21 protein-coding genes, 10 tRNA genes and 1 rRNA gene are annotated in these 20,599 nt (G+C 28.7%); 20 read left to right on the forward strand and 12 right to left on the reverse strand.

Annotated elements, in window-relative coordinates:
- Positions 1–127: 127 nt before the first annotated feature.
- The 12 genes from VBN07_RS02870 to VBN07_RS02925 all read left to right on the forward strand — a co-directional run bounded on the left by VBN07_RS02870 (position 128) and on the right by VBN07_RS02925 (position 5,011).
- Positions 128–204 (forward strand) — tRNA-Pro (locus VBN07_RS02870).
- A 7-nt stretch (positions 205–211) separates the two neighbouring features.
- Positions 212–288, forward strand: a tRNA-Ala gene (locus VBN07_RS02875).
- A 5-nt stretch (positions 289–293) separates the two neighbouring features.
- Positions 294–370: transfer RNA gene (locus VBN07_RS02880), tRNA-Met, on the forward strand.
- 6 nt (positions 371–376) lie between these two features.
- Positions 377–452: transfer RNA gene (locus VBN07_RS02885), tRNA-Ile, on the forward strand.
- A gap of 3 nt (positions 453–455) precedes the next feature.
- Positions 456–548: transfer RNA gene (locus tag VBN07_RS02890), tRNA-Ser, on the forward strand.
- Between the two features lie 16 nt (positions 549–564).
- Positions 565–639 (forward strand) — tRNA-Met (locus tag VBN07_RS02895).
- A gap of 4 nt (positions 640–643) precedes the next feature.
- A tRNA-Asp gene (locus VBN07_RS02900) sits at positions 644–720 on the forward strand.
- A gap of 4 nt (positions 721–724) precedes the next feature.
- Positions 725–800 (forward strand) — tRNA-Phe (locus VBN07_RS02905).
- Positions 801–905: 105 nt separating this feature from the next.
- Positions 906–3,587 carry an isoleucine--tRNA ligase gene (ileS, locus tag VBN07_RS02910; RefSeq protein ID WP_323177758.1) on the forward strand — a complete coding sequence of 894 codons (2,682 nt, stop codon included), beginning with the start codon at positions 906–908 and terminating at the stop codon, positions 3,585–3,587.
- Between the two features lie 2 nt (positions 3,588–3,589).
- Positions 3,590–4,258: a signal peptidase II gene (locus tag VBN07_RS02915; protein WP_323177759.1), complete on the forward strand. Its 669-nt coding sequence runs from the start codon at positions 3,590–3,592 to the stop codon at positions 4,256–4,258.
- A gap of 192 nt (positions 4,259–4,450) precedes the next feature.
- A 5S ribosomal RNA gene (rrf, locus tag VBN07_RS02920) occupies positions 4,451–4,556 on the forward strand.
- 131 nt (positions 4,557–4,687) lie between these two features.
- The gene (locus VBN07_RS02925) at positions 4,688–5,011 is read left to right on the forward strand and encodes a thioredoxin family protein (protein WP_323177760.1); all 324 of its coding nucleotides are present in this window, start codon (positions 4,688–4,690) and stop codon (positions 5,009–5,011) included.
- 8 nt (positions 5,012–5,019) lie between these two features.
- Here the strand turns inward: VBN07_RS02925 and VBN07_RS02930 are convergent.
- Together VBN07_RS02930 and ffh are read right to left on the reverse strand one after the other, a co-directional pair.
- A tRNA-Thr gene (locus tag VBN07_RS02930) sits at positions 5,020–5,095 on the reverse strand.
- 67 nt (positions 5,096–5,162) lie between these two features.
- Positions 5,163–6,521, reverse strand: coding sequence for a signal recognition particle protein (ffh, locus tag VBN07_RS02935; RefSeq protein WP_323177761.1), 1,359 nt, complete (start codon positions 6,519–6,521; stop codon positions 5,163–5,165).
- A 105-nt stretch (positions 6,522–6,626) separates the two neighbouring features.
- On the opposite strand from ffh, the gene VBN07_RS02940 reads away from it, so the two are divergent.
- Genes VBN07_RS02940 through VBN07_RS02950 form a run of 3 tightly spaced genes read left to right on the forward strand, consistent with a single transcriptional unit; the run spans position 6,627 to position 9,085 of the window.
- Complete coding sequence (locus VBN07_RS02940; protein ID WP_323177762.1) at positions 6,627–7,568, forward strand: RluA family pseudouridine synthase; 942 nt, start codon at positions 6,627–6,629, stop codon at positions 7,566–7,568.
- The gene (locus VBN07_RS02945; RefSeq protein WP_323177763.1) at positions 7,561–8,511 is read left to right on the forward strand and encodes a hypothetical protein; all 951 of its coding nucleotides are present in this window, start codon (positions 7,561–7,563) and stop codon (positions 8,509–8,511) included. The genes VBN07_RS02940 and VBN07_RS02945 overlap by 8 nt, the downstream gene beginning before the upstream one ends.
- Positions 8,512–8,536: 25 nt before the next feature.
- The gene (locus VBN07_RS02950; RefSeq protein ID WP_323176804.1) at positions 8,537–9,085 is read left to right on the forward strand and encodes a SprT-like domain-containing protein; all 549 of its coding nucleotides are present in this window, start codon (positions 8,537–8,539) and stop codon (positions 9,083–9,085) included.
- 36 nt (positions 9,086–9,121) lie between these two features.
- On the opposite strand, the gene tyrS is transcribed toward VBN07_RS02950, so the two are convergent.
- Positions 9,122–10,354, reverse strand: a complete 1,233-nt coding sequence (tyrS, locus tag VBN07_RS02955) for a tyrosine--tRNA ligase (protein ID WP_323177764.1) — start codon at positions 10,352–10,354, stop codon at positions 9,122–9,124.
- A gap of 1 nt (position 10,355) precedes the next feature.
- A complete protein-coding gene (gene tapR, locus VBN07_RS02960; protein WP_323177765.1) occupies positions 10,356–10,940 on the reverse strand; it encodes a TyrS-associated PheT N-terminal domain-related protein TapR in 585 nt (194 codons plus the stop codon).
- A gap of 37 nt (positions 10,941–10,977) precedes the next feature.
- Here tapR and VBN07_RS02965 point away from each other — a divergent pair, with 37 nt between their 5' ends.
- Genes VBN07_RS02965 through VBN07_RS02985 form a run of 5 tightly spaced genes read left to right on the forward strand, consistent with a single transcriptional unit; the run spans position 10,978 to position 13,969 of the window.
- Positions 10,978–11,829 (forward strand): DegV family protein, encoded by an 852-nt coding sequence (locus tag VBN07_RS02965; RefSeq protein WP_323177766.1) that lies wholly within the window; start codon positions 10,978–10,980, stop codon positions 11,827–11,829.
- 1 nt (position 11,830) lies between these two features.
- Complete coding sequence (gene tsaE / locus VBN07_RS02970) at positions 11,831–12,226, forward strand: tRNA (adenosine(37)-N6)-threonylcarbamoyltransferase complex ATPase subunit type 1 TsaE (protein ID WP_323177767.1); 396 nt, start codon at positions 11,831–11,833, stop codon at positions 12,224–12,226.
- Entirely contained in the window at positions 12,226–12,759 is a 534-nt protein-coding gene (tsaB, locus tag VBN07_RS02975) for a tRNA (adenosine(37)-N6)-threonylcarbamoyltransferase complex dimerization subunit type 1 TsaB (protein WP_323177768.1), read from the forward strand. The genes tsaE and tsaB overlap by 1 nt, the downstream gene beginning before the upstream one ends.
- Positions 12,759–13,691, forward strand: a complete 933-nt coding sequence (gene tsaD, locus VBN07_RS02980; protein WP_323177769.1) for a tRNA (adenosine(37)-N6)-threonylcarbamoyltransferase complex transferase subunit TsaD — start codon at positions 12,759–12,761, stop codon at positions 13,689–13,691. Before tsaB ends, tsaD begins: the two co-directional genes overlap by 1 nt.
- A 53-nt stretch (positions 13,692–13,744) precedes the next feature.
- Complete coding sequence (locus tag VBN07_RS02985) at positions 13,745–13,969, forward strand: TM2 domain-containing protein (protein ID WP_323177770.1); 225 nt, start codon at positions 13,745–13,747, stop codon at positions 13,967–13,969.
- Between the two features lie 141 nt (positions 13,970–14,110).
- On the opposite strand, the gene tig is transcribed toward VBN07_RS02985, so the two are convergent.
- From tig to proS, 8 genes are all read right to left on the reverse strand, one after another.
- Positions 14,111–15,412, reverse strand: coding sequence for a trigger factor (gene tig / locus VBN07_RS02990; RefSeq protein ID WP_323177771.1), 1,302 nt, complete (start codon positions 15,410–15,412; stop codon positions 14,111–14,113).
- Between the two features lie 88 nt (positions 15,413–15,500).
- The gene (locus VBN07_RS02995; protein ID WP_323177772.1) at positions 15,501–16,496 is read right to left on the reverse strand and encodes an NAD(P)H-dependent glycerol-3-phosphate dehydrogenase; all 996 of its coding nucleotides are present in this window, start codon (positions 16,494–16,496) and stop codon (positions 15,501–15,503) included.
- Positions 16,497–16,542: 46 nt separating this feature from the next.
- A tRNA-Trp gene (locus VBN07_RS03000) sits at positions 16,543–16,617 on the reverse strand.
- A gap of 19 nt (positions 16,618–16,636) precedes the next feature.
- Entirely contained in the window at positions 16,637–16,858 is a 222-nt protein-coding gene (locus VBN07_RS03005) for an acyl carrier protein (protein ID WP_323177773.1), read from the reverse strand.
- A gap of 14 nt (positions 16,859–16,872) precedes the next feature.
- Complete coding sequence (locus tag VBN07_RS03010) at positions 16,873–17,331, reverse strand: MHO_1590 family protein (protein ID WP_323177774.1); 459 nt, start codon at positions 17,329–17,331, stop codon at positions 16,873–16,875.
- Positions 17,291–18,520 (reverse strand): MHO_1580 family protein, encoded by a 1,230-nt coding sequence (locus VBN07_RS03015; RefSeq protein ID WP_323177775.1) that lies wholly within the window; start codon positions 18,518–18,520, stop codon positions 17,291–17,293. The genes VBN07_RS03010 and VBN07_RS03015 overlap by 41 nt, the downstream gene beginning before the upstream one ends.
- Positions 18,521–18,524: 4 nt before the next feature.
- A complete protein-coding gene (locus VBN07_RS03020; RefSeq protein WP_323177776.1) occupies positions 18,525–18,980 on the reverse strand; it encodes an MG284/MPN403 family protein in 456 nt (151 codons plus the stop codon).
- A gap of 139 nt (positions 18,981–19,119) precedes the next feature.
- Positions 19,120–20,565: a proline--tRNA ligase gene (proS, locus tag VBN07_RS03025; RefSeq protein ID WP_323177777.1), complete on the reverse strand. Its 1,446-nt coding sequence runs from the start codon at positions 20,563–20,565 to the stop codon at positions 19,120–19,122.
- Positions 20,566–20,599 lie beyond the last annotated feature (34 nt).

Here is a 20,599-nt window from a genome sequence, read left to right on the forward strand (position 1 = left end):
AATAACTATTCAGTTTTCAAAGAATATTTGACACCTTTAATGGTGTTTTTTTATTTTTAAAAAAATATAAAAAAAATTTCATAAAAATATTTTTTATATTATAATAATAACGCAACTAATGATTGTTGGAGAAGTAGCTCAGCTTGGTAGAGCACTACATTTGGGCTGTAGTGGTCGCAGGTTCAAATCCTGTCTTCTTCACCATTTATATGGGGGGTTAGCTCATTTGGCTAGAGCGCCTGCCTTGCACGCAGGAGGTGGTGGGTTCGAATCCCATACTCTCCACCATATATGGCACTGTAGCTCAGTTGGTTAGAGCATCCGGTTCATACCCGGAAGGTCAAGAGTTCGAATCTCTTCGGTGCTACCAAATTACGGACCTATAGCTCAACGGTTAGAGCAACCGGCTCATAACCGGTCGGTTACAGGTTCGAATCCTGTTAGGTCCACCATACGGGTGATTACCCAAGTCCGGCTGAAGGGACTAGTCTTGAAAACTAGCAGGGGCTTCACGGCCCGCGGGGGTTCGAATCCCTCATCACCCGCCAATAACAGGAGATACATAGCAGAGTGGAGCAGTGGTAGCTCGTCGGGCTCATAACCCGAAGGTCGAAAGTTCAATTCTTTCCTCTGCAACCAAAACGGTCCAGTGGTAAAGTGGTTTAATACGCCTCCCTGTCACGGAGGAGAACGCGGGTTCGATCCCCGTCTGGACCGCCATTATGGCCTTGTAGCTCAGTAGGTAGAGCAACAGATTGAAGCTCTGTGTGTCGCTGGTTCGATTCCTGCCGAGGCCACCAAAAATCCTCTAATTTGTTAACTTGTTAAGTTAGTAAATTAGAGGATTTTCTTATATAATTTAATTTATTTATAATTAATTTATAATTTAACAACAGGGAGAAAATATGGACTTCAAAAAGACTTTAAATATGCCGCAAACAAGCTTTGAAATGAAAGCTAATTTAATCGAAAAAGAAAGTAAATATAGAGAAAAGTGATATCAAGATAACATATATCAAAGAATATTAGAAGAATATAAAGATAATATACCTTTCATTTTACATGATGGTCCACCATATGCTAATGGAGATTTACACGTAGGCCATGCTTTAAACAAAATCTTAAAAGATATAATTGTGAGATGAAAAACTTTAAATAAATATTATTCTCCATTTGTTCCTGGATGAGATACACATGGATTGCCTATTGAACATAAAATGCTTTCAGAAAGTAACCTTAAGAAAGAAGAAATTTCACCACTTGAGTTAAGAATTAAAGCGAAAGCTTATGCATTGGAACAAGTCGAAATTCAGAAAGAACAATTTAAACAATTACAACTTTTTTCAGATTTTAAAAAGTATTACATCACTTTAGATAAGAAATATGTAGCTAAACAATTAGAAGTCTTTTCTAAAATGATTTTAGATGGTTTAGTATATAAGGGACTTAAACCTATTTATTGATCTCCTACTTCACAAAGTGCTTTAGCAGAAGCTGAAGTTGAATATAAAGAAGTAAGAAGTCCATCATTATATTTAAAACTAAGAGTTGTAAGTAGTAACTTTGACAAGATCCATAACGGTGATGATATTGTTGTTTGAACAACTACTCCTTGAACATTATTAGCTAACTCAGGAGCTGCCGTAGGGCTTAAAATTAAATACATTAGAGTTAAGGTTGAAAACGATACTCTAATTTTTTCAGAAGAATTATTTAAGAAATATGCTGAGAAGAATGAAATTTATGAATATGACATTCTAGATGAATTTTATGGGTATGAAGTTCTTGGAAAAAATATTTTATATTTCACACCAATCACTCGTTTATTAGCTCCATTAGTTGTTGGTCATCATGTTACTGAAGAATCTGGTACAGGTATTGTTCATATTGCTCCAATGTTCGGAGAAGACGACTTTTTAATTGGACAGAGATTTAATTTAGAAAAAATTATGCACGTTGCTGATGATGGAACTATCTTTGGAACAGGTACTGATTTTGACGGTTTATTTTATGATAGTGCAAACAAACCTATTGTTGAGTTTTTAGATGATAGAGTTATGAAATTGGAGTTTATGAAGCACTCATATCCACATGATTGAAGAACTCACAAACCAATTATTTTTAGAGGTACACCTCAATGATTTGTTTCTATTGATAAAATTAGAAGAGACATTTTAGAAAATATTGAAACAAAAGTTTCAACATACCCAGAGTGAGCTAAAACAAGATTAAGAAATATGATCGCAGAAAGAGGTGATTGAACTATTTCAAGACAAAGAACTTGAGGTGTTCCAATCATTATCTTTTATGATGAACATAAAAACCCTGTAATTGATAAAGAACAATTTGATTTCACAATTAATCAAGTTTTAGAGCACGATATCAATATCTGATGAGAATGAGATACACAAGACTTATTGCATCCAAAATACAAAGGTAGAGAATTTACAAGAGAAATGGATATTATGGATGTTTGATTTGATTCTGGTGTTTCTTTTGCTGCTGTTGATATTGATGAGCGTTACAAGGCTCCATATGACTTATATTTAGAGGGAATTGACCAATACAGAGGTTGATTCAACTCATCTATCATTAACTCAGTTGCATATCAAAAAACAGCTCCATATAAACAAATTGTTTCACACGGTTTTGTTTTAGATAAAAATGGTAACAAGATGTCAAAATCATTAGGAAATGTAATTAAACCTATTGACGTTGTTAAAAAACGTGGTGCAGATATATTAAGATTATGAGCAGCTAACAGTGAATATACAAATGATGTAAATATTTCAGATGATATCCTCGATCAAAACACTGAAATATATAGAAAAATCAGAAATACTATCAGATTTATGTTAGGTAATTTATCCGGTTTTGAATATGATTCTAATATTCAAAAAACAGGTGTTCATGCACTTATTTCGGAACAATTAAATGAATTAAAATTAAACATTAAAAAAGCTTATGATGAATATAAATTCATTAATGTTGTTAAATTATTAAATAACTATATTGTTGACTTATCTGGATTCTATTTATCAATTACTAAAGACATCCTTTATATAAGAAAATCAAATGATCCAGAAAGATTAATGGTTCAATCGAACTTATATGAAATCGTAGACTTTATTATTAAAGCAATTGCTCCTATTTTACCTACAACAGCTGAAGAAGCATACGAACACTTTAATAAAGCTACAAAGTATGACTCAATAATGTTTGATGCATTTGATTTTAATAATGTTGCAGTTAATAAATCATTAATTGAACAATTTGATGAATTCTTCCAATTACGTGCTGAAGTAAATGCTAAAGTTGATAACTTAATTAAAGAAGGTACAATTAAGAGAATTAATGAAGTATATGTTAAATTACCAAATTCATTATCAGACTTTATCAAATCACTTGATTTAAAAACTTTATTAATGGTAGGTAAAGTATCATTTGAATCAAATAATGAATTAGAAATTGCAACATTTGATTCTGAAAAATGTCAAAGATGTTGAAATCATTTTGAAAAATCAGAGATGATAGATAATTTATGTGATACATGTTATGAAATTGTAAAAGATTGGGAAGATAAATAATTATGAATAATCAAGAACAAAAAAATAAAACTTTTGATACTAAAATAGTTGAACACTTCAAAGCAAATTGAAAATCAATTTTAACTGCATATGTAATATTATTCATTGTTTTTGCAATTTTCTTAACAATAGACCAACTAACAAAAACTTTTCTATTTAAACATGGTGATGTTTTAAGATTAAGACTAGATGGCCAAGCTCCTTTACCAGATGGAACATACATTTTCCCTGAAAATATTTATCCATCAAATTCTAGTGAATGACAAAATTTTGGTTTATTTGGAATTAGATCTATTTGACATAAAGGTGTCACATTTTTGAAGACAACTGATATTGCTTTAATTCAAGGATTAAGCTTTATGGTGGCTGCATTTATCCTAATATTGCCTTTATTCTTCACTAAGAATTCTTTATACTATTCAATCCCATTAGGTATCTTACTAGCAGGGGATTTCGGAAATGCGTTAGACAGAATTTTATTTAACGGTTATGTAAAAGATATGCTTTACTTACCTTGAGCAGATAAAGGTACATTCAATCTAGCTGATACATTTGTATTTGTTGGTATTATACTATTCATCATCATTTCAATTACAATGTGAATTAAAGAAGCACGTGAAGAAGATAAAGATTTAGAATACGAAGCCAACATTTATATACGTAATAAATAATTCAGTAATTAAATAAACATCTCAACATTGTTGAGATGTTTATTTGTACTAATTTAGTAAATTCATAGTGTTAAATTTAGTTTCCTAACCAATGAATGTAAGTGGCGAAATTTATGTTTCATTGGAGATCAAAATTTTTTAGAAAAAAATTTAAAAAATGTTTTTGTTTTTATTTATCAGTGCTATAATATTCACAGTGGTTATAGCAAAGGGGATCACCTGAATCCATTCCGAACTCAGTAGTTAAGCCCTTTAGTGCCGAAGATAGCTTTACAGTGAAAATAGGGAGCCGCTGCTTTTTTTATACCTTTTTTTAAAAACTGTTATATTAAAAGCAGTAAAAAGTTCAAATTTCATAAAAAATAAGTGCTAAAAAGCACTTTTTTATTTTTTGGTATAATAATTACATATTGTTTAAGGGAGGCGAAAATGATTCACAATGATTTAACAAAACAAGATGTATTTTCACTTTTAGATAATTCAAAAGGTGTAAAACTTTTAGTATTTTATGCAGGCTGATGTGGCCCATGTAAAATGTTATATGCAAACACATTAACTGAATTAGACCAAAAAGATAATGCCGAAATATTAAGAGTTAATATTGATAAAAACAGAGATTTTGCAAGAGAGATGAATATTACAAGTATTCCATATATTCAAATTTATAAGGATGCAAAATATGTAACTGCACTTTCAGGATATTTACCATATTCAGAATTAAAATCTGTTTTAGACAAAGTATCAAAAGAGTAATAAAAAAATGGTGCCAACAACTGGACTCGAACCAGCGACCCCTTCCTTACCATGGAAGTGCTCTGCCTGCTGAGCTATGATGGCACAATTTAATAAGTTAATTTTATCAATAAAATTAAAAAAGCAACATAATTAAATGTTGCTTTTTATTTTAGAATAATCCTCCAAGACCACCTAAACCACTTGTTCCACCATTTTTGAATTTATTAGCCATATCAACTATTCTTTTTTGCATTGATTCAAACTCATTAAGTAGTTTATTGTATTCTTGAACACTTCTTCCTGAACCTTTTAAAATTCTTTCTTTTCTAGATGCTTGTTTTAAAAGTTTAGGATTTTTTCTTTCTTTCTTAGTCATTGAAGACATTAAGATTTGATAAAGTTGCATTTTTTCTTCAGCTTTATCTAAATCTTCTTCATTAATTTTACTTGATAAAGAACCAGGAAGCATTTTAAGTAATTTTGAGAATTTACCTAATTTCTTCATTTGCTTAATTTGATCCATTAAATCATCAAGGTCAAATTTACCTGAAAAAATTCTTTCAACCATATTTTTTGCTTTATCTTCATCAATGTTATCTTGTGCATGTTCGATAAGTGATAAAACATCACCCATCCCGAGAATTCTGTCAGCCATACGGTTAGGGTGAAATAAATCAATATTAGATGTTTTTTCACCTGTACCAATGAATCTGATAGGCACATTTAGCACTTGACGTAAGCTTAATGCGGCTCCACCACGTGCATCTGAATCAAGTTTTGTAATAATTAAACCTGATAAGCTTAAGTTATCATTGAATGTTTGAGCAACATTAACAATGTCTTGACCAGACATAGCATCAGCAACAAAGAATATTTCAGATGGATGAGCAATTTGTTTAATGTTTTTAAGCTCTTGCATTAACTTTTCATCAATTGATAAACGACCAGCTGTATCGATAATAATTAAGTCATTTTTATTAGCATCAGCTTGTTTTAATGCATTAGTTACAATTTCTTCTGCAGGAACTTCAACACCTTGCTCATAGTAATCAACTTGAATACTCTTTGCTAAAGTTACTAATTGTTGCACAGCGGCTGGACGATAGATGTCAGCTGCAACAACAAGTGGATTATTTACGAATTTTTTCTTTCTAAGATAGTAAGCAATTTTAGCTGTTGCTGTAGTTTTCCCTGAACCTTGAAGTCCACACATCATAATGATATAAGGTTTTTTTGTGATCGAAATTTCGGTAGTTTTTCCACCTAAAATATTCACAAGTTCATCGTGAAAAATTTTAATCATTTGTTGTGATGGATTTAATTTACCTATAATTTCAGATTCTAAAGCCTTTGCTTTGACATTATTAATAAACTCTTTAACAACCCTTAAGTTAACGTCAGCTTCAAGAAGTGCTAATTTTACGTTTTTAGTTACTTCTAAAATATCAGCTTCATTTAGTGTTGTTTTTTTTGACATTTTTGCAATACTTTTTTGTATTCTTTTCTCTAAAAAATCTAACATAGTCATATTATAACATTAAAAACTTTTTATATAGTTTTCTCAAGCGTACTAATAAATAAATATTTATTAGTAAATACAAATAAAATCTATAAAAAATATATAATTGAATTTATGATTGAATTAGTAGTTAAATATCCTGAAAGAATTGATAAATATATTTCAAATAATACTGAAATATCACGTAATGATATTAAGCAACTTATTGATGAGAGAGTTGTAACAGTTGATGATGTTTTGGTTAATAAACCTAAATTTATGGTTAGAGAAGGTCAAGTAATTAAAATTTCAAGAGTACTTGATAAGGAAATTAAAGTAGTTCCTAAACAAATGGATTTAGATATTGTTTATGATGATGAATATTTATGTGTCATTAATAAACCAACTGGTATGACAGTTCACCCAGCTCCAGGTCATTATGAAGATACATTAGTGAATGGACTTTTATATCATTTTAAAAATAATTTATCAGATCAAAATGGATTGCTTAGACCAGGTATCGTTCATAGAATTGACAAAGACACAAGCGGTTTATTAGTTATTGCAAAGACCAATGAGGTTCATAATAAACTTTCTGAGTTATTTGCTACTCACGAAATTAAGCGTTCATATTTAGCAATTTGTGACGGTGTATTAGAAAGTAAAAAACTTAAATTAGTCTTACCTATTGGTAGAAATGCTAAAGATAGACTTAAAATGGAAGTAACTGATATTAATGCTAAACCAGCAACTACTCACGTTACTTTATTAAAAACATTTTACATTGATAACTTACCTAAATCACTTGTAAAATGCGAACTTGAGACAGGAAGAACTCATCAAATCAGAGTGCATATGGCATATATTAAAAATCCAATTTATGGAGATCCTGTTTACAACAAGTATGTTGATGAAAATGGACAAAGATTACATGCTTATAAATTAGAATTACATCATCCTATGACTGGAAAAGAAATGGTGTTTTATTCAAAACCACCACACGACTTTGATGTAGCTGATTTTAACTTCGATGAATTTATAAAAGAAGATGAAATAAAGGAGGTGTTGAATGTTTAAATGAAATTTAAGAGATTTTCTAAAATATCGTAAAGCAGATGAATTGTATGGAAAAGGACAAAAAACATTTGCTAGTTGAGTTTGACTTTTATTTGCTTCAATCACATTAATTGCTACATTAACATTGGCTGGCTTCTTAATTGTGACAATTGGACACGATACATTTTTAAAACCTGAAACCACAAATTTACCAAGTGATGATGCAATTAAAGTCACAAATGAAAGTAAAAGTTTATTTATTTTCTACATAATAAATCAAATTTTTTACATAATTATTTTTTGTGCTGCTGCAATTGTGATAATCATTTCTTTTATCAAAGTTCGTAAGGAAAAAACTTACCTTAATTTCAATAGATGACCAATCTTATTATCAACAATTGTGGGACTATTTAGTGTTTTCACATTATTCAAGTACATTTTTAACGGTACATTCAATCAACCGGGTTTACCAAATATTGTAATTGCAATTGTTGTTATTGATGTTGTTACAACTATATTAACAATTGTTAACTGATTAATTCCTGCTAAAAAAGTTGTATTTATTATTAAGATGTTCTACTCAATTAAAATGGAAGAAGAAACACTTGCTATGGCTGCTAAAATGCAAGAGTTATTTAAAAATAACCCAAATGGTATTTCTGATTTATTTTCAGGATTTGCTAATGGCGCAAACTTAAATGATATTTTCAAAAATCAAAGTAAATCAGCAGATGCTACTGATTCAGAAAAGAAAGATTCACCAGAAGAAGAAAAAATTCAAGCAGATGTTCAAAAGGAAACTGCAATCAAAAAACTTTTAGAAATTCCAAATGAGCAATTATTCAAAATGGCTGAATTATTAGGTATTAGTGGATATCAAGAAATGTCTAAAGATAAATTAGCTGAACTAATTTTTAATTACACAAAACAAGCTAAAGAGGAACAGAATAAAGAAAATGCTTAACAGGCATTTTCTTTATCTTTAATATATGGTTTACACACACAAATTACTTGCTGAAAATGAAATTTCAGTTGATAAAGATTGGTTTGTTTTATTAGGAGAAAGATACACTTACAAATTGCTTCCTAATAATTATCTTTACATATTTGACTTAAGTCAAAAAGTAGCAAAATCACTACGTTGTAGGTCTGAAAGAAGAATAAAACCATTATTATTGGAGTTTGCAAGAGAGCAAATTTCAATAATTATTCAGAAGTACTTTGATGAATATTCACAAATAATGAACATTGATAAAAGGTGAAGATGGGAGTTAAAAAACTCAAAATCATATTGAGGAAGATGTGTAATTAGATCATCAGATCCCAAAAAACAATTTTTAATAATGTTCAATGAGAGATTGTATTTAATCGATGAATATTTTATTAAAGAAACTGTGGTTCATGAATTATTGCATGCAGTAGGTTTTATTAAACATGATAAAACTTTTAAAAAAGAATTAGTTCGCTATTTACCTGATTTAAAAGAAAAGATTGAAGCTCATTATCATCCAATTTTGAGCAGAACTTCAAAGGTATAAGAAAATTCTCATCGACTGATGAGAATTTTTTCATTTCTATTTAATTTTGATTAAGTAAATATTTTTCTTACCAACGTGAAGAAGTGCGAATTCGTTATTTCATAAACTTGAATTTAAAACGCTGTCTTCATTTACTGGTTCTAAATTGAGCTTAATTGAATTATTTGTAATAAACTCTCTAGCTTCACGTTTTGATTTAATAATGTTATTTTCAATAAGTTGATTAATTAAATTTTGGTCTTTAACTAATTCAAAATGATTAATATCTTCATAAATATCAGATATTTCTTCTGTTGAATAATTTGATAAATCTAAATTTTTATTAAATAATATTTCTGAAATTAATTTTGCTTTTTTAGCTTCAGCACTAGAGTGAACGTCGGAAATAACTGCATAAGCGAGCTCTTTTTGAGCATATCTTAATGAAGGTTGCTCTTTATGTTTTTCAATAATTTGTTCAATTTGCTCTAATGGTAAAAATGTTAATCATTTAAGTAATTTTTCAACTTCGCTATCAGGTTGATTTAACAAGAATTGATACATAACAAATGGTTTTGTTTTTGAAGCATCTAATCATAAACTACCACCACCTGTTGATTTACCAAATTTATTTCCATTTGCATCAGTTAATAAGTTAGCTGTAATTGCAACTGCTTTATGATCGTTTCCGTACAACGTAGAAATCATATCTAAACCAGTTGTGATATTTCCTCATTGATCTGAACCACCGAATTGAATGCAAATATTTTTATCTTTGTATAAAGTAGCAAAGTCTCAGCCTTGAATTAACTGGTAAGTGAATTCGGTAAAACTTAATCCTTTTTCAATTCTAGAAGCAACTGAATCTTTAGCAAGCATATATGAAATATTTACTAATTTACCTACAGATCTAAGAAATTCCAAAATATTCATATCTTTGTAAAAATCATAGTTATCTACAACAGTTAAACCGTATGATTCAAGCTGTGCCTTAATTTTATTTTTATTTTCTAGAACAGTAACATCATCAAGAAGTTGTCTTTCAGAATCTTTGAAAGAAGGATCACCGATCATTCCTGTAGCTCCACCTAGGATTGCATAAGTTGTAAAACCTGCTTGTTTAAATCTTAATAAGTTAGCTATTTGAATGTAATTTCCTAAGTGTAAACTTGTTGCTGTTGGGTCAAAACCACAGTAAACTCCAACACCTTCTGGAAGTGAGTTGAATTTTTCCTCATTACTAATGGCCTTTAAAATACCACGGTTTCTTAATTCTTTAAGTACATTCATTTTAAAATTCAAAATCCTTTCCAATTTGTTCGCTTGTTCCAAAAATTAATCCTTCTCTATCGATTCCTAAAGTTCTGTATCCTGATAGCATTCCGTAACTTTTTACATTAAGCATTTCGCCTTCTAAGACTTCTAGACCACTGAAAACAGTTGTTCCCGGTAATGATAAAACAACAACTTTACCTTCTTGAGAATCTAATGTGTTTGTAACTAATTGAATATGTTCATTTGTTTCTTTATTAATTAAAACTTCTAGAACAAATAACTTCTCACTTTTATGGTGATTTTCTCTTTTTGTAATTAAACCATAAATGATTTTAGGTTCATTTTCTAAAGCAAAACCATTTTTAACTAAAACTGAAGATAATTTTGCAATTTGTTCTGCATTTAATGCGCCAAATTTTGAACTAGGTTTAATATCAAGAAGCTTATTATCAAGTAAATTTATAGAATGTATTTTTTTATTATCATCTGAAAAAATAATCATATTATCAAGTTGTATTTGTTGAGTTTTCGAAACTCTACTATCAACAAAAATAATAGATACATTTGAGAATGATTTATCCAAATTATTAAACAATATCATAAACAAAATTATACATAAATTTAATATAATTGAATTTATGAAAAAGGTAGCTATAGTAGTAGATTCAGCTTCAGGATTAAATAAAAAACAAGCTGAAGATTTAGGATGATTTTATCTTCCTTTAAGAATTGAATTAGATGGTAAAACATACAATGATGGTATCGATTTAACACCAGAAGATTTTTTCACTTACTTTAATTTAGATACAAAAACTTATAGAACTTCAGCAACACCAATCGGGATAGCAGAAGATTTAATTAGTGAGTTATCAAAAACACACGATTATGTTGTTGTTTTCCCTATTTCAAAACATTTATCAAGTCAATATCAAAACTTAAAGGCTCTTGAATCATCATATCCAAAATTAAGAGTTATTGAGTCAATTTTTGTTGCATCATTAATCACACTTCAAGTTTGAGATTTTGTTGAATTAATCAAAAATGGAACTGATGTTGATGAAGCAATTAGAGAAATTGAACAATGGGATGAGAGACAAAAAGTTTCAATTTTTCCTAAACACAATGAATACTTATTAAAAGGAGGAAGATTAACACCTGCTGCAGCTGTTGTTGCTAGATTGCTTAAAATCATTCCTATTGTAAGTTTCTATAAAGGGAAATTAGAAAAAGAAGGAAAAGGTCTAGTGTTCTTAAAAACAATTTACAAGAATATTGATGCTAAATTGAAAGATAACGATAAAGATATCTTAATTATCCATTCAAATTCAGGTGACTTAAAAGATGTTGTTGATTATATAAAAAGCAAGGGAAAAAATAGAGTTTTCACAACATTATTACCTAACTGTATTTCAGTTCATACAGGACCTGAAACTATTGTTGTAGTTCAATTATCTAAAAACTTAACTGAAGAAAAAATTAGTACATTATAGAATGCTAAAAAAAATCGTTTGTTCTAGTCTGCAAGACTTAGAACTTTTTATAAATCAAAATTTTGAACTATTTAAAGAGAAACAATTTTTATTATTATCAGGTGATTTAGGAGCTGGAAAAACTACTTTCACTAAATTATTAGGTAAAAAAATAGGTATAAAAGAGAAGATTACATCACCAAGTTTTTCATATATGAAAGACTATGATGGTCTAATTCATATTGATTTATACAACTTTAAATCTTCAATTGATGAGTTTGAAGATTATTTTGATGATAATTTAGTTGTTATTGAATGAGCTAACTTGCAAAATTTAGATTTTACACATTATGTAAAAATTAATGCATATATTAATGAAAATGAAAAACATGTTTTTGAGATTGTAGAGGTTAAATAATGAATGTTTATTTAGATACAGCAACAGAGGACTTTGTTTTAATTTTATTTGATAAAGATTTCAATGTTGCTGACTTTGTTTTATTAGAAGGTTATAAGAAAAAAGTTCAGTTAATAACTGAACAATTTCAACTGTTATTGAGCAAAAATAATTTATCAGTAGATAAAATTAACAACTTTTATATAAACAAGGGGCCAGGTTTTTTCACTGGTGTAAGAAGTTCTTTAGTTTACTTTAGAACTTTTGCTCTTTTATTTAAAAAACCTCTCTTTACAATTAATACATTTGAAATTTTAGAAACATTAAGTCCTAATAAAGAAAACTTCTATATAGATGCACAAGGTTCAAAAGTATATTTTTATAATAAAAACACCATTCAAATAGTTGATAAAGATTCAACCGAAGTTGATAAAGTAGATTATAAAAAGATGATTAATAGCTTCAAGGATTTTAAAGATAAATTCAAAGAAGAAAACACTATGAGTGTAGAACCCTTATATATTAAACAACCTCAAATTGGAGGTGTAAACTAATGAGAATTTTAGGTATTGAAACTTCCCATGATGACACATCTTTAGCAGTTTTAGAAGATGGAAAAGTTTTAGATTTATGAACCATTTCACAAATTGATATTTTTAAAGAGTTCGGAGGAACCATTCCTGAAATAGCTTCACGCGAGCATGTTAAAAATATTGCGCTTATTCAGGAATTAATATTGCAAAAATATGATCCAAATTCTTTTGATTATATCGCTTACACGAAAGAACCTGGTTTAATAGGAACGCTACAAGTTGGTTATTTATTTGCAAGTGCTTTTGCACTAGCAATAAATAAACCTTTAGTACCTGTCAATCACCTTGTTGGTCACTTTTTATCAGCCACATTAACTAACGAAATTGCATTCCCAGCATTATGTTTATTAGTTTCTGGTGGACATACGCAATTAATTTATGCTAAAGATGTAGATGATTTGGAAATCATCGGAGAGACACTTGATGATGCTGTTGGAGAAGCTTTCGATAAGGTTTCTTCAAGATTAGGTCTAGGTTTTCCTGGTGGACCAATTATTGATAAGCTTTTCAAACAATATGATGGTGAATTTACAAAATTAACATTTCCACACACAGACAATGAATTAGATTTTTCATTTAGCGGTCTTAAAACGCAAGTTTTAAATAAAGTTAACAAAGCTCAAATGAAAAATGAAGAACTTGACAAGCAACAACTTGCCGTTTCTTTTCAAAAAACAGCTATTGACTACTTGATTAGTAAAACTAAAGCAGCATTAGAGAAATATGATGTTAAAACTTTAGTTTTAGGTGGTGGAGTTTCTGCTAACTCTTACCTAAGGGAAGAGTTTTGTAAATTGCATAAAAACGCTATTGTTCCATCGTTAAAATATGCAACAGATAATGGTGCTATGATAGCTCAAGTTGCCTATCTAGCTTTTTCACGAAAAAAATAAAAAAACTTTTAAATAATTTATAATTAAATTAATTAATTAATTAGGAGGTATTTATGAATTCAGTATCACCAAAAAGCAGATTAGTTTTAACTTTATTATCATTCTTCTTAGGAGCGTTTGGAGTAGATAGATTCTATGCTGGAAGAATCGGATTAGGTTTATTAAAACTTTTAGTAGGATGATGAATTTCAGTTGGAATTTGACCAGTTGTTGACTTCATTTTAGCTGTTTGTGGAAAACAAAAAGATGCAAATGGTAACGAAATTTCAAAATGATAATTTAGTTCTTACTATTTAAAATTATGTTTTTAAAATGAACAATATAAGTTGTTCATTTTTTAATTTGCTTATTTTACCGTGAAAAAGGCATAAAAAAACTAACTCATATTATTTAAATGAGTTAGTTAATCATTAAAAGTATTATTTTGTAATTTTTGTAAAGTCACTTTCTAAGTTAGCTGCAGCTTCTGAGTTTACGTCAGCTAAAATTAATGACATTCTTAATGCTGAGATAATTAAGTTGTTTGCTACAGATTTATTAAATCCAAATGCTTCAATTTTTGATGTAAATTCTGCGATTTGCTCTGCTGAAGCATTAACTGGATATTTAGCAACTCAGTATTGAATAGCTTTAGCGTTTTCAACATCTTTTGTAGCTTGTTTCACAAATTCTTGTTCTAAATCAGCTTCTGATGATTTGATTAATTGTAAGTACTCAGTTTTCTTCATTCCAAATTGTTTTAATTGTTTTTCGAATTCAGATTTTAATAATCCAAGTCTTTCTTGCATGAATGATGGGTGCAAGTTAACTTTTGCTAATTTGATTGTTTGTTCAATTAATGAAAGGTAGAATGAATCAACGTTTGAGAAGAATTTTTTAATGAAAACATTGTTTTTAAGTTCTTTTTCAAGTGATTTAAGATCTGTGATTTTTGGATCACCAAGTAATTTAACATTTTCATCTGTAAATTCGAATAATTTTAATCTCTTTATTGAGTTAATTGAAACTTGGAATACTGATTCTTTGTTTTGGTATTCTTTAACGAAGTAGTCAGCAGGGAATGTAACAACTACATCACCTTTTCATCCTACTGATTTACCAACAAGTTGATCTTCAAATCCTGGAATAAATGTTTTTGAACCTAATTTTAAATCATAGTTTTCAGCTTCTCCACCTTCAAATGGTGTGTTGTCAATAAATCCTTTGAAGTTAATGTTAACTGTGTCTCCAAGTTTTGTTTTAGCTTTTTTATCTGTAATTTCTTCATTAACAGATAATTTTTCTTGGATATCTTTCTTCATATCATCAACATCTTTTTTAGCTACTTTAATTGTTTTGTAGTCTAATTTTAATTTCTTAGGATCTACTGCAAAATCTGGTTCTTCAACAAAAATGTAAACTAAGTAAAGATCTTCCCCATCTTTTTGTAAGTCTAACATTGGGTATCTAGCTGCTTTAATTTTGTTTTTTGCAGCATATTCAAAAACAGCTGGAAGATTTTCGTTGCTAAATGAGTTAACTGTATCAGTAAATGCAGCTCTGTGGTCTACATATTTTTCGATTTCAGCTTTAGGAGCTTTTCCTGGTCTGTAACCTTTAACTTTAACTTTTTTAGCTAATTTGTCTGTAAATTCTTTTAATTTTTTATCAAAATCTGCTTGATTAATTTTAACTTTAACAACAACTTCTGATTTTTTCTTATCTTTTGTATGTGTAATCACGGTTACCTCCAATATTATTAATAAATTAATAATATTTTACACTATATTAAAAATTAAGGGTGTAAAAAATAAACATGCGAGAGCATGTTTAAATTATTGAATCTAAAATGACTTTTGGGTCTTTGTCATTGAATAAAACATCGATAATTCCTTGTAAAAATGGAATATCTTTAATGTTATATTCTTCAATTATTTTTTGTAATGTTATTGCTGTATCGTAACCTTCGGTAGTTACATTTTGTGTTGCTAAAGCTTCTCTAACACCTACTTTTGCAACATTAATACCAAAACTAAAGTTTCTACTTGTAGGTGATGAACATGTTAAGAAGATATCCCCCATAGCTGCAAAATTGTAACCAATTGTATCTTCCTCATTAGGGAACATAGTTTTATATATTTTAAATATTTCATAAGTCCCTAATGTAAGAAGTCCAGCGTGTGAATTTTGACCCGGATATAAAACCGATGTCATTCCTAATCCAATGGCTAAAACATTTTTAAGAGCAGCAAAGACCTCAGCGCCTTTAATGTCATCATATGGTTTTACATAAAAATGTGAATTATTAAAGCATTGTGCAACTTCTTGGTTGAATTTTGAATTTGTCCCCACAATGTTAACCATTGTAAGTTTTCCTTCGAAAACTTCAATTGCAAATGATGGTCCCATAATTGACGCAAGATTTTCAAGATTTTTATCAAATGCAGCAGTTATATAGTCAGAAAAGAATTGTTTTGTTTCAGGCTCAAGACCTTTTGATAAGTTGATAATGCTAATTTTTTTGTTTCCAAGCACTTTGGCTGATTGTCTTAAAATTGTACCGACTGCAACTGATGGAACAGCTAAGATAACTGTGTTTACATTTTCATAAAAGTAATCTAAATCATTTGTTGCTGAAATAAGATTAGAGTTTTTAAATGGAATCTCACCAAAAAATTTGCGATTATATCCATCGTTAATATCGCTAATTTCTTGTTCATTAATTCCATACATCATTACTGGAAAATCATTCTCAATTAAAATATTTGCTAATGCAGAACCGAATGCTCCAGTACCTAGCACACCGAATTTATTTTTTTCTTTCATATTACTAATTTTACTTTATTTAATATAAAAAAAGAGTATAAAAAAATGGCAGGAGTAGCAGGATTCGAACCCACAACACACGGGGTTGAAGCCCGTTGTTCTACCGTTGAACTATACTCCTAAGCCATCTATATTATATATTATTTATCTAAAATCCTAATAACATCTTTAACTGTTTTTACATCTCTTAATTCATCGTCAGAAATTGTAATCCCTAATCTTTCTTCAGCATCAAAAATTAATTCAGCTAGATCAAGAGAGTCAACTCCAAGTTCTCTAATATTAGAGTCTTCTGTGATGTTTTTGTTTTTAGATATTTTTTTAAGTTCACCAAAAACTAAGTCTTTAATATTTGAATTCATAGGTTAATTATATATTATTTAAGCTCTATTAAGTAAGTTTTAGTTTTTACTTTGTCTTCATTAATGTGCTTCATATAAATAAAAATTTGATTTTTATTGATAATTTTATAATCGAACAAAATTGAACCATATTTTGTCGGAAACCTTCTGATTACGTCATGAATTACAGATTTAACAATGTCTTCATTGATGTATTTAAATCCATATTCATCAACTTTTACAAATTTTTCAAAATATTTAGCCTCTAATGTAGGGAAAAATCAGGAATTCTCATCTTCTTCGTAATTGTAATAATTTTTGATTTTATCATCAATTCTTTTTCGTTTTTTGCCGATAACTTCTCCAAACTGTTTTCTATTTTGTGATAAGTTTCTATGTAGAAAGTATGCACCAGTCCCTATTAAACCACCGGCAACACAAATAAGTACAACTTTACTGATTTTTTTGATTAAGTCTTTTCTTTGTCTGTTCATCTAAAATGAACTCATTGAAGTTGAAAAATTCTTCTTTAATTATTTTGATTGAATCCTTTAAGTCAATTACGAAGCGATATGTAACTTTAGGATTGTCATCATCAAAATAAGTAATTTTCAATCTTTTATCCGCATTACTTTCGTAAAGTTGTGTGGGCTTGATATCAAAAGTTTTGATGAAATCAAAATTGAAATAAGGTGTGGAAATTGGAAATTTGAAAGTTAATAGACCACTATATTGATATGGAATTTTTAAGGATTTACTAGGTATTAAACCTGGAATTTTGTTAATTGTCACATCTGATTCATTAGTAGTTAAATAGTCATCTATCCTTACTACCTTGTGATAACAGTTGTTTTCAATTAGTCAAGAATGATAAACATTATCGTCATTTTCCTTTTCTAAATGCAAATTAATTTTTTCATTTTTGGATAAGAAATTATTTATATGAACTTCATTGACATTAATTTGCATATCTGTATTTTTATTATTTTCTCCAGGCATCAAATTATCTTTTTTATCATTAAATTGTCTAATTTTCAATAAATTCGTGAATTGATTTGTATTATTAATTTTTGGTAATTCTAAAATGATATTGTGATAGTACTTTTTAGTTCAGTAAGTTGAATTTTCGGAAAAATTAAAAACGTATGAGTAAGGTACTTTGATTTTAAATAATAAATTTTGTGGAGATATTTGTTGTGAATTCTTAATTTCATTCCCGAAAATTACCTGATATTCCTTAAATAATTCTTCCTCAATTCCCAGAACTTTGGATGTAAATGTAAACCTAATGAAGATTGAATTTAATTTATTGAATGGCGTATCTAACTCAATGAAATTCAGTCTCTTGAAATTACTAAGACCAAAATCGTCAGTACTAAATTCAGCTTTTTGTTCCTTATTAACAAAAATATAAGCTTTAATAGTAAATTTATTATTTAAAATGTTTAGATTAAATCTTCTTTTTAGAAGGTATCTAAGAGCTTCAGTAAATGGTGTATTGATTTTATCTTTGAATCCAAAACTGATATCTGTATATCCATTTGATAAAATTCTATCTATACTAATAATAAATGGTAAATCAAAATCACTTAAATCAAAATTTCCTAGATTTCCACCATTTAATATGTTTACTTTGAAGTCTCTTTGTTCAACAATATAAGTATCCTGATTGTGTATGGACACAATGTTATACATAGTTAAAGTAGATTTCTATAAACTCTTTGATAGCATCTCGTTTTCTCTTGTAGAATGTGGTCTTTGAGAAATAATCAGTATATCATTCCTTATTGTATCTTGTTTCTTCATCGCAATACATTTTGTTGATTATTCAAGAATTTTGAATTTTCATCAATGATAAAACTAATCCGACTAATGAAGAGTCATTTTTGAGTTTGTTAGTTTCAATCTCGAGTTGTTTAGAAACCTCAGGATCATTTTTGTGTCTTAAAATAGTTTCTAAATTAACTATTTTACTTTTAAGATTTTTAATAAAGATATCTCTTAATTTAAATATATTATTTACTACTGCGCACTCTTGAGCATATAATGCTTTTTCTTGTGCTTCGGTTAATAGATTTTGTTGCATGTTTTCTCCGTTTAATAAATTTATATATGTAATCATTTTTTGAATATTTTTGGCCATATTTTTCCTCCTTTCACACTTATTTTGTAAAAAAATTACCGATTTCGATCAAAAAAAATACTAAAAAAGAACAAAGGTATTACTTTGTTTATATTTAATGCAAAAATAGAATATAAAAAAATGATGTACAACATCATTTTTAATATGCCTTTGCAAAAACCACATATCTACTTGTTTTCTTATCGCAACCCTCTCAAAAACACTCAACATCCTTGATTGGTTTATCTAAAGAAAGAGGAATGCATCTTGCTGTTGCTCCGGTGTCTTCTTTGATTTGATCTTCAACATTTCCATCACAGCAAAATGGAGCAATAACAAACTTGTTTTCAGATATTTTTGATTTGAAATCTTCGTAGTTATAAACGTATTCTTGATTGTTAATTAATCTTTGTTCGGCTTGTTCATATAAATTATCATGAATTTGTTTTAATAAGTCTGAAATAACATTTTTAACATCTTTAATTGCTACTTGTGATTTTTCAAGAGTATCTCTTCTAACGATTGTAACTTGATTGTTTTCTAAATCTTTAGGTCCAAGTTCAATTCTTAATGGAACTCCTTGGATTTCTGAGTTAGAAGCTTTGAATCCTGGGTTTTTATCAGTATCATCTAATCTAACACGGAATTTTCTTGAAAGGTCAGCAAAAAGTTTTTTAGCTGTTTCATGAATTTGTGGATTCTTATTTGCGAATAATTCTAAAATATCAACTTGAACTGGAGCGACATAAGGAGGGATGATAATTCCTCTATTGTCGCCATGTGTCATAATAAGTGCACCAATTAATCTAGTTGTGCAACCTCATGAAGTTTGATAAACATTTTCAAATTCATTCTTCTCATTTTTAAAAAGAATTTCAAAAGGTTTTGAGAAGTTTTGAGCTAAATAGTGGCTAGTTCCTGCTTGAAGAGCATATCCATTTTTCATCATAGCTTCAATTGTTCAAGTTGTACATGCACCTGCGAATTTTTCATTTGGTGTTTTCTTACCTATAATAGTAGGAATAGCAAGATATTTTTTAAGGAATTTAGAATACACTTTAATCATTTCTTTTGAAAGAGTTCTAGCTTCCAGTGATGATGAATGAGCTGTATGTCCTTCTTGTCATAAGAATTCTCTAGATCTTAAAAATGGTCTAGTTGTTTTTTCTCATCTAATAACACTTACTCATTGGTTGTAGATCATTGGTAAATCTTTATATGATTGAATTGAGTTTTTAAATAAGTGTGCAAATAAAACCTCTGATGTAGGTCTAATAAAAAGTTTCTCGTCTAACTCTTTATTACCAGCCATTGTAACTGTAGCAAGTTCAGGATTGAATCCATCAATGTGTTCTTTTTCTTTGTTGAAAAGTGATTCAGGAATTAATAATGGTAAGTTAACATTTTGAACATTTTTTTCTTTGAATGCTTTATTTAAATTTTCTTGAATTAGTTCTCAAATCCCGTATGAGTTAGGAAGTAAAAACATTGTACCTTTTGTAGGTCCGTACATCATTAATTTTCCGTTTTGAACAACGTCTGTATATCATTGAGTGAAGTCTTGTTCTAATGGTGTAATTTTGTCTAATTGTTTGTTGTTATTCATAGTTTTTAAATTTTAGCACAAAAGATAAATTTAA

Origin of the sequence: Mycoplasma sp. 4404, assembly GCF_034863325.1 — a bacterium.
Lineage (GTDB): Bacteria > Bacillota_I > Bacilli_A > Mycoplasmatales > Metamycoplasmataceae > Mycoplasmopsis.